We start from the raw sequence: 15,602 nt of genomic DNA on the forward strand, positions 1-15,602 counted from the left end.
AAATCCTTTGTCATTGCTGTTTAATCTCCCCCTTTCTCTCGGGTACCTTGTCTTCCTCAGCTATCACCACCTTGCCTCTCATGGCCGACACTATAGCAGCTACGAACGACATGGCCGCGCCAACGTAGAACGCTACCCGCAAAGCCTGCATGAACGCTGGTGCTATCGCATCAGGGAACCAATCCCTCGCCTCTATAGTTGAGAGTACGCTGTGAGGTATTGTAGAGACTACAGAAGGTGGTAACGTGGAGATTATCTCCCTCACTGGGTTGTATCCAAGGAAGGCGGAGAACAAGGCCCCGGTCACGGGGATGTGGTACGCCACAGGCGCAAGCTGCGGTGCCCCAGCGTCAGTGAGTGACGCAGCTAACGTGTGAGGCAAAACCCCAGAGAGGGTGATGATCACTATGGTGAAGAACATTGCTATACTGGCAGTCTGTCCGGTGTTCTGAAGCGTTGCCCTCATCCCCGACGCTGAGCCCCTAACTTCCTTGGGGACGCTATTCATGATTGAGGCAGTGTTGGGGGAAGCGAACATCCCGTTTCCTATACCCATGAAGAAAATTATGGCTGCAAACTCTGGATAGCTGAAGTCGTAGGATAGGGTGGAGAGAGCAAGGAAACCTGAGCCCACTATCACCATGCCCAGCGTCGAGAGGAGCCTTGCCCCGTACCTGTCGGAGAGCCACCCGCTTATCGGACCCATGGACACGAACCCTATCATAAGGGGTATCATGTATATCCCAGCCCACAGTGGAGTCTCACTGTAACTATAACCGTGAAGGGGGAGCCATATCCCCTGGAGAAAGATAACTAACATTATCATGAGACCACCGTAGGCAAAGGAACGCAACATGCTAGCGAAGTTGCCCGCCGAGAACATCCTGATCTTGAACAGACTAAGCCTAAATATGGGGTACTTGACCTTGGTCTCCACAAATACGAAACCAGCTAGGAGTGCGAGCCCTGAGCCCATGGACGCAAGAACCCACGGGTTACTCCAGCCGGTTTGAGATCCACCGTACGGCATCAGACCGTAAGTAACAGCAATGAGGACAAGAACAAGCCCTAAGGCGAAGGTGAGGTTCCCCGGTACGTCAATTCCCTGTCTCTGTGGCTGGCTCAGCTCCTTAAGTTTGGTGTAGCTCCATACCGTTCCGAAGATACCCACCGGTACGCTGACGAGGAACACTAACCTCCAGTCTATTGTTGATAGAATACCGCCAAGGATCAGCCCCACAAGAGATCCCGCGAGTGCGGCTATCTGGTTTATCCCTAATGCTTTTCCCCTTTCCTTGATCGGAAAGGCGTCCGTCAGTATGGCAGCGCTGTTGGCGAAGAGGAAAGCCCCACCTATCCCTTGTATAATCCTGAAAATAATGAGCTCTAAAGCACCCGTATCTCCCTTCCCCGGAGTCAGGGAGAGTAGTATGGACCCTATAGTGAAGATAAGGAAACCTAAATTATAAAGCCTTACCCTACCGTACATGTCGGATAACCTGCCGAACGAGACTAGAAGGGTAGCTGTAACCACATTATAACCCATGAGGATCCACAGAAGGTATTGGAAAGACACCAGGGGATTTATGTCTATCCCCCTGAAGATCGCGGGTAGGGAAATGATAGTGATGGTACCATTGATCGTCGCCATTAGGATCCCCACGGTAGTATTGCTCAAAGCGATCCACTTATACTGCATGATTATAGTTAAGTATTTAATATTTTTATACTTAACTTTCTGCGAAAGATAGAAGAATTATCACTACTTGCTTAAAATTATTAATTTAAACTATAAATCTTACTTTTATAATTTTATAAGTAAAATCTAATCGAATAATTATCTTTGTATAATAATTATCTTTGTATAATGCTCCCGGATAGTAGAGGAGAAGGGGTATTAACACTTTTCATTTTAGAAGAGTCTTTATTAAAAAGTTATTAACGTTTTGCTCTTTAGGTCTTCTGATCCAGCCCCAGATCCTTGATTTCTTCTTGTGATGACCGCTTAAAATCTTTAATGAAAATTTTTTAGTTAAAATGAAAAATTAATGAACCTTTATTATGAAATAGTCCCATATGATCTTCTATATTTTTGTATATATTTAGTATGATAGTGCTATTATAGCAAGGAGTTTTAGATCCCTATAAAAGTACTGGAAGAGAAAGAGACTGACTCCCCGCCCTAAAGGGCAAGGCTTTCAATCTTTTGTAAAGAGAGACAGGAAATTAATGGGAAAGTAATAGTGCGAGGAGAGGGCTTCGCTTTATCGTGCTTGGAGCAGAGACAGAATGAACAGTTTAGGTAATTTTGAGGTCGACTTTCATAAGATTCATGTAAAAAGGTTCCTTCGTTCTTTTCCTGTAAACTGTATGTCTGACCTAAGGGGTAATGGAGGGCAGGGTAGAGTGTGGCTGACTTTTACAGAGAGTCATCTTTCTGTTTCAGTCTCCTCAACGAGCAGATACTCCAACACCTATTACAGTGTACAATAGAGTTGTGTGTGACAACGGCCATGAATTCATTACGGGTTAAGATACTATCGGGAGAGACGATCCACACATGGTCTACTTTTGATATTATGAGACTAAGGCCGCAGGATACATGAGGAATGCATGTCCCCTTCATGACATCAATCTAAGGTAAGGGTGAAGATCCAAGGTACGGGCCTCTTGAAGTTCAGGTTCACCACTACGTTATCGTCGCTACCTTGGCCTACAAGAACGTGCGGGTCTATTACGTAGCCTGGGTGCCCGTCCACCATACCCCAGTCCCACATCATCCCTCCAGCAGAAGGTGAGAGTATCACAGTGATGTAAGGTTTATTAGACGACTCGTTGTAGGTGACTTGACCGTTCACCGCATAGGCGAAAGCCAGGAAGGGGTACTGATCCGGGAAGGGTATGACGGAAATGTTGTAGGGGGAGTAGTACACCAGCGAGAAGTTATAGTCCTTGAACACCGTCCCGTTGGAGAACCTCTGGTATGTACCAGGCTGAACTACTACTATGAGGTTAGAGTCCACGGTAACTCCACCCTTGGTCCCGTTTATCTCGTAAGTAACCCCGTTCACGGGGGTTAACCCGAAGGCGGGCTTCACGGGGTAGCTAACTGTCTTGGGAGGTTCCCCGAAGGGCTTTGTAGACGTGACGAACTTGTACAGACCAGGAGAGGCGTTTGAGAACATGATGCCGTCACCGTACATCCATGATACTTGTCCCGCTGTGGAGACCCCGGTGAAGTTACCGTCAAAGGAGGAGTAATTGACCTTCACTGTGGACCACGTATTCGGAGCGAATACTAACACGAAAGGTAGGATCTTCCCCGTGAAGTAACCTTCGGTGGAGTTGTCCACTTCGAGCGCGAAACCTGGTCCACTGGTGAGCATGAGGGTGACTTCGTAGGAGGTAAGGGTCATGTTGCCCACGTGAGCGTAAGTCCCTGGCGGTACCACCAAGATCATTGGACCGAGCCACATGACCGTACCTTGAAGGTCATGGATGTACTTCACCGATTCCGCATCAACAGACATAGAGGGTTCGTGGGTAGAAAAATGATAAGCGAAGAGCCCTCCTGCCAAGCTTAGAAGGAAAAGAGAAACTATTACGAGGGGAATCTTTTTGTTCATGTAGAGTAGAACAAAACTGGAGAATTTAAACTTTCTTCAATTTAGAGAGATATATCACGATGCACTTTTTCACTCTGCCCACAATTGACTACACTATTAATAGATGAGTTTTTACACAGCTCAGCAAAGAGACCATACCTTTACATGGGTATGTAGCACAACTTCCTCTGCTTCTCTGTTCTTGTGATCCAGTTGCGCCAAGCGGTGAATCCGTGTACACATAGACTCACTAGGGTTAAACTATGTGTGTTCTACAGATGGAGGTGTCCAAGTACCTTACAATGGAGTAGAACCTTTTCTGAATAACAAACTTCAGGTGTAGTTTACGAAGAAACCTAGAAGAGGAGTTTCAACCTTTCTCGTGTAATTCAAGAAGCTAACGTTGATTTGCCCATTGCTATTGTAAAAGGACATGCTCGGGCTCGAAAACGGGAAGTACTCTTCCGCTTGGTAGTAGCTATTTCGTCAAGTTTGGGCTAGCTGGGCTCGTCGAAGGTCTGACATCTACAACGTTTACACGTACCGTTATCAAATTATAGCTCTTAGCAGTGTGCAATATTACAACGCAAATGACCAGTTAGTCATGTCTGTTAATGGCACTGGGCATGTCTACTTGAGCTATGAGACTCCACTGTTAAGCACGTTTGACTTTAATTGTTTTACAACTTATTATAATAATATATAACAATATTAATCCATTATTTATATAAGGAAAGAAAAAGTTCAACTGCCAGGGAAACGGTTTGGAAAGGAAGGTTCCTCAGTGTGTGAGCTTCTGTAGTAAAGGAACGCGGCTATTATGCTAGGTATAATCAGTATGTAGAAGTAAAAGTTGAACACTCCCAATGGGAAGGAGAGTGCGCTCACTCCCCAAAGCCAGGATCTCGTCTTAAACGCCAAGGCTAGGTAGATCCCAGAGAGGAACAGGGACGAAATGAGTGAGACTAGTAGAGCGGGATAGAACAGGAAAATGACACGGGTAACAACAAACCCTAAAGTAAGGTAAACCACGTTCTTGTCCCAAAGGGAGAGGAAGAGAACCAAGAGGATCGCAGTGAAAATGAGACGTGCCACGTCCAAGTTCCCTGGGTCGTAAACCATGAAGGAAGGAGTATAAAACGAGGAAGTGGTAAGGAAAGACGAGACATCGAGATAAGCGAAGATGGACAGGAAGTAAGCCACGTAAAGGATAGAGAATAACCTCAGGTTCACCTCACTCACCGTAGTAGCTGGTGTAGTTCATCACGAATCCGAAACTGGGAACGTGTTTAACAGTCGAGTAATTCTCGTAGCTCAAGTAGACATGCCCAGTGCCATTAACAGACATGACTAACTGGTCATTTGCGTTGTAATATTGCACATTGTTGGGAAGTTGAATTGATATAGCGTCTATAATAGCTGTAGATATTAGACCCTCGACGAGCCCAGCTAGCCCAAAGGTACTTAATGAAATAGCTATGGTCGTAGCTGCAGCCAAAATATCGGTTGGTATTTCGTATGGGTTATTGACGTGGACGTACGTAGATGTCGTATAAGTTGCCCACGTATTTCCTGATCTAGCGAAGATTCTTGAGCTTTCGTAGTTTATGTCACCGTCCTTCCACCTCACCTCCCCGTAATGGGAGAAAGATACGTGGGTACCCTCTACTTGGTACAGCATAGTTGGGGTACCGTTTCCCTCGATGAACGACTTGTCTGTACCTTCAGGTGTGTGATATTCCACGCACGTGAAGGATGTGGTCTCCTCCACTGCTCCTCCTACGTCACGGTATGATGGATTAGCGTAAAGTACCTCCGTCACTGTCACGTTAGCTTCTGGTACGTTCAGGAAGGAGCCTGCTTGATGTGCCTTTGAAGAGACGACCGGGCACGCTATTGTAGAGACGCAGTATTGCACCACGGCCACAGTAGCGTTGTAGTAAGTGTACATAGTAGGTGAGAATAACTTATGCAGGAAAGAATAGTAATAACTAGAGAACCCAAACCAGTTCACGTTAGCGCTGTAAGACGTACCTATGTACGGGCCTCCATAGTTTGAGGAGTTGCTCACGGCCTCCCATCCTACTTTACCAGTCAAAGCTGAAGATAAGTATATTGAACTGTAGTCGTCGCGGTGAGCTACGTTGTTGGAGATGGTCAGCCAGCTCATGGGGACTTCCAAGTCGTGAATTACGATACCCTTATAGCTCGGGCGGTAATCTGACGGAGGGTACCCATCAGCGTAACACGGAGCACTTCCGTTGAATGGAGTGACGTTAATCACGTAGTTGTCCAGTTTGCCTGAACCTCCTCCGCATCCCGGGCAATAAATACGTGGCGTCGCGTCAACCTTCTTGTCCAACTCGTCCTCCAATGAGTGGAGGTAAGAGTAGTCCACGTGCACTTCCCTCGGTACAACGTTGATCGTGCTCACCACTTGGATGGGGTAGCCGTGGAAAACCCACCGAGGGTTGTAATCCACCTCCTCAGCCGAGTAGTACATGTGACCTGACTTCACGTACGACGCTATCACGAGGAGCGAAGTGTTACCTTCCTTGCCCTCCCAAGCTTTAATGTATGGCGAAACCTCACTGAAAGGGATAGTGAGCTCGTCAGTCCTCCTGGTCTCCAGCTCCACCACCTTGTTGGGCAAGTTGACGAAGACGCTTACTATGGTGGGTTCCTGGGTTCCTGACACATATGTCTTCACTAGGAATGAAGGGTCTCCCATCCTGTTGAGGAAGTACTCTACCTCACCGTTGTCGGTGTGGTAGAAACCAACTAGGATTGGAGAGAACAGGAAGTACACTACGCCGAGGAATGAAGCTGCGACTGTCATGGCAAGGAGGACGTAAGAGAGGCCCTTCTTCCCCCATAACATACCTTTGTGGCTCATAATTTACCTCGCCCGCATGGAGCTTTCATTATATTTGTAGCTATGTAAATAAAAAATTTCCGTTCTGTTAACGCCTTTACTTTCATACATTTTCCTGTCTTCCAACATTTTCGCGTCTCCATGATATTACCAGCATTAACATTAGAGCTATTGGTTATATATTTTGTGATATTAGGTTTAGAAAGTTTTCATTCTACGTATTTAACCTTTTCCTTAGACTTTGAAAAGCAAGGAAACTATCGCCAATACGTTAGGCGTAGATAATCGCTGATGAGAGATCGTTGTGCACTCGCTCTGTCTTTCAAAATTCAAGGAAGTGTAACCTTAAGCAAAAATTTTTCAAGTAGTATCAAGTCTATATTTAATATATTTTAGTTTCTAGTAATTAACTGAAAGCAACGTAGCTTCCTGTGTTAGCGCCCCGTCTCTAAATCATAATTCTCAAAATATTGAGTCAATACAGATTTTTCTCCACTGTATCACGTGGACTGAGACTAGAACCTTTGAGTCCCCCTGTGCGTACGTCAGGCTTTTCCTCTGACAACTCATCAGTGAATTAACCTACACTATACTTCATCAGGTGTTAAAGGGCAAGAAACATTCTGCGTCGACGTTCAAGGCTCACAGCGCTACCTCACGCTTGGTGTTAGACCATTAGCTCCTTTGAACATTGAAGTAACTCTTTACGGCGAACGTTGAGGTCTCAAGATAGTACAGATCTGAAATATAGATCTTGTCTTTTAAGGTCTGATTGAGTATAAACTGAGATCCGAAATCGTTTTACCACCACGATTGCTAGTAAATAATGAACCACACGCGTCAAACATCTAAAAAATAACGGTTTTAGTTAAATTTTTACTAACGGTTTTATTAATGCGCTTGACGTTTCAAAATCCGTGTTGTCCACATCTCCCCGAGTGTACGTCTCCCCCACCTACTCTACGGAGTTCCGCGTCTCTTTCCCGCACGAGAGGGAGTTAAGGGCTTTCGATAAGGAATCCCGTAAATCATTTCCTCCAACGTTAAAGGTCAGGAGACCCCTTGATGAAATTAATTATTAAAAAACAATCTTCACTTTTCAACTTGATATGTGATTTCTATACCTTACTGTTTCTGGCCCTGAGCTTGGTCTTTCTTCTGAGTCTTGTTCTTCTTGCCCGCCATTTTGGCTCTAAATACATGATACTCTCAGGACAGTTAAAACACTTTTTAGGCAAGAACGGTTATATCTCTAACATTAATAGAGAAGGGAGAACCGCATAAATATCTAAATTGCATGGCTCAGATTAACTTGTCTTTTCATTACAACCGCCTCACTAGTGTAAATAATTTAATATTTCTTAGACGTAGAATGAAAGAAAGTAACGTGCATCCGACGTGCGAACCTTAGTTCTTTATAAGGGGAAAGAAAGTTAGGTCTCGAATCATACCCTCGATACCCCCGTAGCTCGCCCATTATGCTACGCTTCACGAGAAGAACACCCAGATAATGCGTCCTGAGACTCTGTCCTACCTAGTGTGCAATGGTACAGAGAATGGTATCCCGCATTTGCCCGCTTCATCTGTGACGTTTGCTCCTACCTACCCAAGGATCGCAAGATCGTGATTCGAAACGAAGACTCCACCGCGATAGTCTTAACCGTGATGTTTCGAGAGGAATCCTCTCATCCTGTCCCTTCTCCTCCCTTTCTCCTGAGGGGAGTTCCAGAAGTTACACATAAGACCAAAAACGGCAAGTAAATGCAAGAATTTTTGTAATAAAGAGACTGGATCGGATCAGAATATCCCTACTCTGTTCCCACATATTTCCTCTCCAAGTAATCCACCAACCTCGTCGGGTTATAGTCCTCGCCGAAGGACCTCTTGAGTAGTTCCTTGGGCGGGTAGGTGGCGCCGAACTTATGTACCTTCTCCCTTAACCAGTCCTTAACTACTTCCAGCTTACCTCCCCTGATCACGTCGTCTTCAAAGTCCATGTGGTGGTAAATCACGGCAGCCACGATGTTTCCTACAGTATATGAAGGGAAGTATCCGAAGGACCCGTGGCTCCAATGGATGTCCTGTAGGACTCCGTCAGAGTAGCTCTTAGGCCTCACTCCCAAGTACTCCTCTAACATGTCGTCGAAGAACTCCGGCAGCTCGCTGACACCCAATGACCCGTCTATTAGCTTCTTCTCGGCGAAGTACCTAACTGCTATGTGGAAGTTGTAGGTGAGCTCGTCCGCGTCTACCCTTATGGGTTGCGGCCTCACGGCGTTCAGATATCTGTAGACCTCCTCCACGCTTTTCCCCTTCACTAGGGGCTTCAGCCTTGGGTAGATTAGTCCCACGAAGCCCTTGCTCCTGCCTATGTTGTTCTCCCATAACCTGGACTGGGACTCGTGAACACCGAAGGAAGGTGCCTGAGCGAGAGGCGTGAACTCCAAAGACTCGTCCATCTGGAGCTCATAAATTGCGTGACCGGACTCGTGGATCAGGGAGTAGAGGGCCCTCTTGAAGTCGAAACCCTCGTACCTCACGGTTATCCTAACGTCGTGCCTGTTTATTCCAGTGGTGAAGGGGTGTGGGGACGAATCTATCCTGAACTTACCTCTCGGCATCCTCAATACGTCGTAGGCTATCTCGTTCACTACCCCCTCCATGATTTCCCTAGGATACGGCTCGTCCTCCAGCCCGCTAGGAGAGTTAAACCTCCCCTCTGCCTCCACTTTTTGAAGCACCCTCTTGAGGTCAGGGAGAAGAGAACCGAAAATGCCGTCCGCCTCATTAACGGTCAAACCCTCTTCGTAAAGGTCGAGGAGGGAGCTGTAAGGGTGGTCATTGTAGCCTAGAAGTTGCGCCACCTTTACCTTGAGTTCCACCATCCTATCCAAGTAGGGCTTGAAGGAAGAGAAGTCGTTCTTTACCCTAGCGTCCCTCCAGACCACTGCGGACTCTGCTGAGAGCTTGTTGATCTCCGCATCTACTTCCTCTGGAACGGAATCTATATACCTTATCTCCCTCCAGAGTACCCTCTTAATTCCCGCCTCCATGTCGTCCCTTGGCTCGAGGTGCTCCACGTCCGCCTTGATTTCCAGTAGCTTCTTCCTCCTCATGGAGTTGAGGGTCGCCATTTCTTCAGCCCTATAAGATATGCCCTCTGGTGGCATGTAGGTCTCAATGTCCCAACCCATTAACCTCATGGCGTGGCTTATCGCCCAGACCTCCTTGAACTTGGTGAGAAAGGAATTAGAAATCATGTTATCATATAGCCTAGTTGGTTTATTAACTCTTCTGGCTTGAAAGCGTCTTCTTCAACAGGCGTGCTCTACGTCTTTGGGGCTAGGTGACGCAATCGCGATCGGGCTTTACATGCCTATTCGATGTCCAGTCTGCAGGTAGGACCTACGGAGCGCTTACTTGCCCGGCGCCGTCCGACTTCTGGTGTGCTCGGAGCGCTGGGCTTTGGTCTCGTTCACTGTTCCGACATCAGAACGGGTATAAAGACAGCTAAAGCGATGGCCCTTTACCTTTGCCTGAGCATAAGATGGGGTAAACGGGCCTTATGAGACGTGGAACCCCGGGTATAGAAGGTCAAGGTCTCTCGAATTTCGCCTTTTCCATGAATTGCACCAGAAGTCGGGCACTACACAGGAAGGGTTGAGGTCTCTTGAGTTTCATCCCCCTTTTCAAGAGCGTCAATAACATTACCGAGGGAGAAGTCATCCCTCGGGCATCCGTGACCTTATCGCTTCCCGTCATGGACGACCATGGTATGTAGGTCTATCGAATCCCACGCCTTTACCACCCATCCCCTGGGTGGAGACAAGAGGTTCTATCCACCTTGCCCATACACGTAGCTAAAGCAGACTTAAAGGCGCGGAGCTAATCGTTCTCATACACCGCGAGTAGAGATAGCTCCTTAGACAAGTGAATTAACTCAAATCGGAGAGGCAGTGCACAGTGAACAGGAAATGCCTCGGGATATGGAACAGTTTGCGGAGATCAGCCACATGTCGCAACGAAAAAAGTCAAACACACTTTATGTCGATAAGACTAACATGGGTGACTTCATTTCAGGGCTTGTTGATCCAAGTCTAGTGAAATGCCTTGAAACTCCGAGGGAGAGTTTCCTTCCCACGTTAACTGATTTTCCTCGACTCCGTTGTCATTGCTGAGATGAGAGCATGTGGGACATGAGCGTTTGGAATCTAAATTACGTGTTTTAGCCTCCAGATAGTTCTGTCCTTCAAGTTCCTCATCTCCTCAAAACGGCGTCTGTTGGACACGTGCGTGTGATGACCTCTATATCAAGAAGTGACGCGGTGTGTTTATTATTTTAAATTTTAAAAACATGTGTCTCTAATTCAAGGAAAAATCATTAAATCACTATTTAAATGCATTACGAGAATAATCAAGGTAAGTCCCCACTTCTCTTTCTCTAGATGTAAAGGAACTTCCCCTATTGCAGTTAAGGACTTCTTTCCTCAATGCCACGCTGGATGTCTTACAGTGCAGAGGTGTGGAGAGATAAATACACGGTAAAACATGCGAAAGTCAACGGGAAGTAACGCTCGTATAAGTAGCTCAAGATGAGAACTTAAAAGGAAACCTAAATCTCCCCGTCGCGGTTTTCCCTCTCACATCCTTTTCATCTACCTACGGTTTCGAGTAACAAGTTCTCGCTCTGCATCACTGTGGCCAAGTTGCAGTTACGTTCCAGTTGGTCACGAAACTGGGTACTGACTCCTCTTTGGCTAGTTCCTTTACCTCGTTGTAGAAAGCGTCATGAGGATGAACCGCGTAGCCGAATGCCAGTACGCTCACGTTGTAGCTCTCCACGTACGCTGTGAGGTTCTTCACTTGGGTGAAGTTATTGAAGGAAATGTTATTTGGCGAAACCACTTGTGTCCCGTAATCCTCAAAGAGAACGAAGTTAATGAAACTTGAGATGTTATGTAACACGTAGAACCCCCTGTTAACCCCTATAGTGGCGTTGGGGTACTCCTCTCTAACCCAGTGTATCACACTGATCATACCCTGCTCAGTCCCCGGGTACTGTTCAGCGACGTCGACGTCGTCGAACATGACCCCTTGAAAGCCCATTGACATGACGTATTTCACTTGACATTCAATGTACTCCTCCCAGGCAGGCGACGATACGTTGACCACGGACTGGTTCCACTGAGTATCGTACCCTATTGTTACGTTGGACGAAAGGGAACACGGCCCCAAAGACATGTTGGCGAACTCTCCGAGGTCTAAGTAAGCTATTTTCTCTCCGTGAATTTGGGATAAGACGGTGGAGTTGACCTGAGTGGGGTCGATGATAACTAAGGAGAAGTTGTTAAGCCAACCTATGACGCTTTGATTCACCGTGCCGTAGTATACTGCAAATGCCTCAATTCGGTTTGTGTGCTTCGTCCCCGTGACATGCTTAGTCCCCGTGACGCCGGAGTTATTCTCAAAAATTACAAACCAGGAGAAGAGAAGCATCACAACAAGGCTCAATATAACAAGTTTTGCTTTAGCTGACATAGACTGTCCTAGAAAAACAGTAATTTAAGCTTTACTTAAGCTTGGTGTATTTTTTTAAAAAAAGGGACTGCAATAGTCGACGCATAATACACGTAAAATGAGCCGATCAATTAAGTAATCTGGAAAAGAAAATTTTTTAAACAGTTTTCTTTTATACTGTATAGGGTTCTTAAAAAAAGAGCAATGTCAAAGTGTCCTTTACCTTATTGTGACAAGGAATTCAAGTCCAAGAGAGACCTTAATACACTTAAAGAAGTCTGTGAAAGAATGTCCGGTATGCTGTAAGAAGGCAACTTATGATGGACTAATCAAACATCTAAGGATGTCTAAAGACGAGGATCACAGGGGGCTCTCGTTTAAACTCTCCGAAACAAACCCGAAGATTAATCTAGGACGCAAGGAAATTAAAGATGTTAAACCTTAGATAAGGAAATGAGCAATAACGGTTAACGGGTTTAGTCGATCACGCTATTGTTTTGATGCAGAGAATATAAAGTCTTAAATATCCTTTATGGTCAACCGCGATGTAGCTTCCTCTGGATCAGTAACGGTAACTCTGTCATGACAGGTCTAAGACCTTTCTTGAAAACGAATCTATATATTAAAATAATTAGAATATCTAAATAAATATACATAAATAGAGCTGGCAGTGCTAAACAAAAATATCCCGGTTAAAAAACAAGCGATCCTGCGTCTAGAAATCACTACGTCCCTTTATACAAAAATCTACTAAGAAAGCTCCTGTATCAAAATTTGTATAAATTACTAAAAATTTAGTAATTTTTTTATAATAGATTAAATTGTAGATGCGAATCCTTATAGTATAAAAATTTCATTTAATTCTATTTATTTTGCTTTATTTACAACAAAAACGATCATGAATGTCCATGAGACCTTCTTAAAATAATTATAAACTGCAACAATTTTCTCATAAATACTAAATATTTAGAGACATAGTTTGACTCCACGGTAACCTACTTAGAGGTTCCTAAAAAGAGATTATTGAACGTCATAATTAGGTCACTCTTAAAACGACCTTCTAAACCGCATTTCCAAGTATTTTCAAGTAAATACTTCTTGTAAAACTTATAGATTACATGAATTTAATTAATATTAAGTATACTTACATTTAATTTATGTTTACAATCTTGTTATTCAACTATCAAAGGTTTAAATATCTGTTGTTAATAGACTAGTGGAGGAATTCAGCGATTTAAACCCTTGGTGGTATAGCAGAGATTGGAGGGATTCACTTATCCGATGGGAGAGCCAAAAGATTAAGTGGAGACTTAGCTGGATAGATGAAGTCTCAATGAAACCTTTCAGCTTGAACTTCGTGTACGGTGCCAAGCTGGTAAGACTACTGGGCTGAAGATACTTGTGAAGGGACTATTGGAGAAGGGGAAGGACTCCACCTCAATATTTTACTTAGACTTCGACTATATAGCCTCTTTACAGGAAGGGAGATAATGGCGGAGTACGTTAAGGAGAAAAGGAGGAGAGGAGTCAAGAGTGCGGTCCTGATCCTTGACGAGGTAACTCCCCTAGAGGACTGGTGGAAGATCATCAAATATTACATAGACAAGGGAGAACTCTCTACAGACGTAATAATCGTTAGCGGTTCTTCTTCCTTAGGAATCACCAAGTCGGTCGAAAGGTTCCCAGGGAGGAAGGGTTACGGTAAGGAAATTTCGGTGCTACCCCTGTCTTTCCCTCAGTTCGTAGAAGTTCACGGATACAAGAGAGAAGAAGTCCTGAGCGATTCGGCCCTATCCTCGGCACTCTTCGAGGAATACACCAAGAAGGGGGGTTTCCCTAAGTCGATAAACTGCCACAGCGACGCGGAGGAAGCGTTGATAGACGGGATAACCTCAGAAGTATATAAGGGTGGTAAGGACCTAAAGAAAGTACAAGAGGTCTTGAGGTCTATTATGACTAAAATCCCATCAGCCCTCTCTTTTAATTCAGTAGCAAACGACGTAGGGATTTCCCACGTCACCGTGGAGGAATACATTGAGTTCCTTAAGGACTTGTTCATGATCCAATCGCATATTACAAGGTGGGAAACGAGGTAGTGTATAGGAAAGAAAAGAAAGTGTTCTTCAGAGACCCCTTCATTTACCGTACTTTGGCCAAGTGGCTCCACAGGCAGTTGAGAGACGACGCGATATTAGAACACGTTGTCCAAGAGCACTTGTTCAGAAAGTACGGTGAGGTGTTCTACTTCAAGAACGACTTTGAAATCGACATCGTTGTAGGAGGTCTGAAAATCGAGGTAAAAGCAGAGAGGTCTCATAGGGGCTATCCCAAAGACGTTACCTTGTTATCTAAGGGTGAAATACCGATGTTCTTATTGCGTGGAATGTAGCACCCATACGGAGTTGAAAGCTATACTCTCGTGTGATAAGCGTACAAGTCATGGGACACCCAAGGGGGTCGCGGGCTGCCCATCAAGCATAGGCTCCGCTTCGACCTTAGCTGTGCCCTCAACGTCTTAAGGCATCAACGTCTTAATGTCATAACAGCTCGCGATGAGGAGGCCTCTCCCCTTCCCGATCCTTCATAACGGAGTAGCACCCGTAAAAAGGTGTACTCAAGGCCTCGGGAAACCCTCAGGGCGTGGAGTAGGTCAGCCTTAGAACCTTGGAGATCACGGGCCCACGATCCTATAGACTCCCTTCCCTTGCTAAGGTGGTCCTACCCGGACGCCTGTAAACACATCGTTACGTCCCTTTCCCAGGATTATCCCTATCTAGCTCGTTGTGGAAATATCGGGTCTAACTCATTAAGTCGTAATGAAAACTCTTTTTCTATGACGAGTCCTCTTTCATTCATCTTTTTCACCCCAAAATTTTTCTTGTTTTGGCCAAGCTTTTTTAAAAACTTCCATAATACGATAGAACTTATTAAAGATATCCTTTACGCGTTAGTTGAATACCAAAACTACTTTTAAAACTTTCGAGTCTGGTACGTGCTTAGTGTATCTCTTTAAATTATTTCCGATAAATAATGAAACATGAATAATGCAACATAAGAGAAGTTCTTCGATAATTCTGTCTGCCTTGGCTAGGTCCTGATTCCGGGCTTTGCTTACCACCAAGTTGGCGTTGCGGCCGCCCAAGCGTAAAACCCGAGTGGAAGCGTTCTTGACGGGGTAAAGGACTTCCCTCTCAGGGACTCACAGAAGATCCCGGAGAAAGGGGGCTCAGTGAGCCACCTCGCCCTGATCCTTTCTCTCAGCTGTCGTAAACGTACTGAACTCGCGGGTCACACGTCGAGGTTCACCTCGACGGGGGAGCAACCTGGGTCAGCATCCGGACTCTCGTTTTGTATCGTTGGAATCGTACGCCTTGTCGACGTCAACTGGTCACGTGTTTGCCCTCGTGTTGGAGTTCTTACCCCCCCCCCGCATTAGCTAATGGCTCCACCCCGTTAGTGGTGACCTTCACCACCCTACCCGAGGCGTTCACGCTGGGCATCGCCATGAAGGACGTGATAGAGCTGTACTCGGACATGAAGGGGCTTGACAGAGTGGCCTCCACCACCTTGGACTAGCCCCTCTCCATCATTACCTCAGCCCGGAT

At 45.6% G+C, this 15,602-nt stretch carries 11 protein-coding genes; 4 read left to right on the plus strand and 7 right to left on the minus strand.

Features of this window, described 5'->3' with window-relative positions:
- Positions 1 to 10: 10 nt before the first annotated feature.
- The 4 genes from IC007_RS04155 to IC007_RS04170 form a co-directional block, all read right to left on the minus strand.
- The gene (locus IC007_RS04155; protein ID WP_149528406.1) at positions 11 to 1,699 is read right to left on the minus strand and encodes an MFS transporter; all 1,689 of its coding nucleotides are present in this window, start codon (positions 1,697 to 1,699) and stop codon (positions 11 to 13) included.
- A 931-nt stretch (positions 1,700 to 2,630) separates the two neighbouring features.
- On the minus strand, positions 2,631 to 3,626 hold the full coding sequence (locus IC007_RS04160) for a hypothetical protein (protein ID WP_054846738.1): 996 nt from the start codon (positions 3,624 to 3,626) through the stop codon (positions 2,631 to 2,633).
- Positions 3,627 to 4,349: 723 nt separating this feature from the next.
- Positions 4,350 to 4,838: a hypothetical protein gene (locus tag IC007_RS04165; RefSeq protein WP_149528407.1), complete on the minus strand. Its 489-nt coding sequence runs from the start codon at positions 4,836 to 4,838 to the stop codon at positions 4,350 to 4,352.
- Position 4,839: 1 nt separating this feature from the next.
- Positions 4,840 to 6,501 carry a hypothetical protein gene (locus IC007_RS04170; protein WP_149528408.1) on the minus strand — a complete coding sequence of 554 codons (1,662 nt, stop codon included), beginning with the start codon at positions 6,499 to 6,501 and terminating at the stop codon, positions 4,840 to 4,842.
- Positions 6,502 to 7,397: 896 nt separating this feature from the next.
- Here IC007_RS04170 and IC007_RS13275 point away from each other — a divergent pair.
- A complete protein-coding gene (locus IC007_RS13275) occupies positions 7,398 to 7,562 on the plus strand; it encodes a hypothetical protein (RefSeq protein WP_162302170.1) in 165 nt (54 codons plus the stop codon).
- A 726-nt stretch (positions 7,563 to 8,288) separates the two neighbouring features.
- Here the strand turns inward: IC007_RS13275 and IC007_RS04180 are convergent.
- Together IC007_RS04180 and IC007_RS04185 are read right to left on the minus strand one after the other, a co-directional pair.
- Positions 8,289 to 9,740 carry a carboxypeptidase M32 gene (locus IC007_RS04180; RefSeq protein WP_149528410.1) on the minus strand — a complete coding sequence of 484 codons (1,452 nt, stop codon included), beginning with the start codon at positions 9,738 to 9,740 and terminating at the stop codon, positions 8,289 to 8,291.
- A 1,432-nt stretch (positions 9,741 to 11,172) separates the two neighbouring features.
- The gene (locus IC007_RS04185; protein WP_054846735.1) at positions 11,173 to 12,018 is read right to left on the minus strand and encodes an endo alpha-1,4 polygalactosaminidase; all 846 of its coding nucleotides are present in this window, start codon (positions 12,016 to 12,018) and stop codon (positions 11,173 to 11,175) included.
- A gap of 1,195 nt (positions 12,019 to 13,213) precedes the next feature.
- Here IC007_RS04185 and IC007_RS13755 point away from each other — a divergent pair.
- The 3 genes from IC007_RS13755 (at position 13,214) to IC007_RS13765 (ending at position 14,386) form a co-directional block, all read left to right on the plus strand.
- Positions 13,214 to 13,390 (plus strand): hypothetical protein, encoded by a 177-nt coding sequence (locus IC007_RS13755; protein WP_156303850.1) that lies wholly within the window; start codon positions 13,214 to 13,216, stop codon positions 13,388 to 13,390.
- A 97-nt stretch (positions 13,391 to 13,487) separates the two neighbouring features.
- Positions 13,488 to 14,093 carry a DUF8612 domain-containing protein gene (locus IC007_RS13760; RefSeq protein ID WP_232049014.1) on the plus strand — a complete coding sequence of 202 codons (606 nt, stop codon included), beginning with the start codon at positions 13,488 to 13,490 and terminating at the stop codon, positions 14,091 to 14,093.
- Positions 14,093 to 14,386: an ATP-binding protein gene (locus tag IC007_RS13765; RefSeq protein ID WP_232049015.1), complete on the plus strand. Its 294-nt coding sequence runs from the start codon at positions 14,093 to 14,095 to the stop codon at positions 14,384 to 14,386. The genes IC007_RS13760 and IC007_RS13765 overlap by 1 nt, the downstream gene beginning before the upstream one ends.
- A gap of 1,027 nt (positions 14,387 to 15,413) precedes the next feature.
- Here the strand turns inward: IC007_RS13765 and IC007_RS13285 are convergent.
- Positions 15,414 to 15,560, minus strand: a complete 147-nt coding sequence (locus IC007_RS13285) for a hypothetical protein (protein ID WP_162302171.1) — start codon at positions 15,558 to 15,560, stop codon at positions 15,414 to 15,416.
- Between the last annotated feature and the right edge of the window lie 42 nt (positions 15,561 to 15,602).

Origin of the sequence: Sulfuracidifex tepidarius, from assembly GCF_008326425.1 — an archaeon.
GTDB classification, from domain to species: Archaea; Thermoproteota; Thermoprotei_A; order Sulfolobales; family Sulfolobaceae; genus Sulfuracidifex; species Sulfuracidifex tepidarius.

Excerpts from the sequence above, each read along its gene's own strand:
- IC007_RS04155 (WP_149528406.1), bottom strand. The coding sequence starts at position 1,699 with ATGCAGTATAAGTGGATCGCTTTGAGCAATACTACCGTGGGGATCCTA.
- IC007_RS04160 (WP_054846738.1), bottom strand. The coding sequence starts at position 3,626 with ATGAACAAAAAGATTCCCCTCGTAATAGTTTCTCTTTTCCTTCTAAGC.
- IC007_RS04170 (WP_149528408.1), bottom strand. The coding sequence starts at position 6,501 with ATGAGCCACAAAGGTATGTTATGGGGGAAGAAGGGCCTCTCTTACGTC.
- IC007_RS04180 (WP_149528410.1), bottom strand. The coding sequence starts at position 9,740 with ATGATTTCTAATTCCTTTCTCACCAAGTTCAAGGAGGTCTGGGCGATA.
- IC007_RS04185 (WP_054846735.1), bottom strand. The coding sequence starts at position 12,018 with ATGTCAGCTAAAGCAAAACTTGTTATATTGAGCCTTGTTGTGATGCTT.
- IC007_RS13760 (WP_232049014.1), top strand. The coding sequence starts at position 13,488 with ATGGCGGAGTACGTTAAGGAGAAAAGGAGGAGAGGAGTCAAGAGTGCG.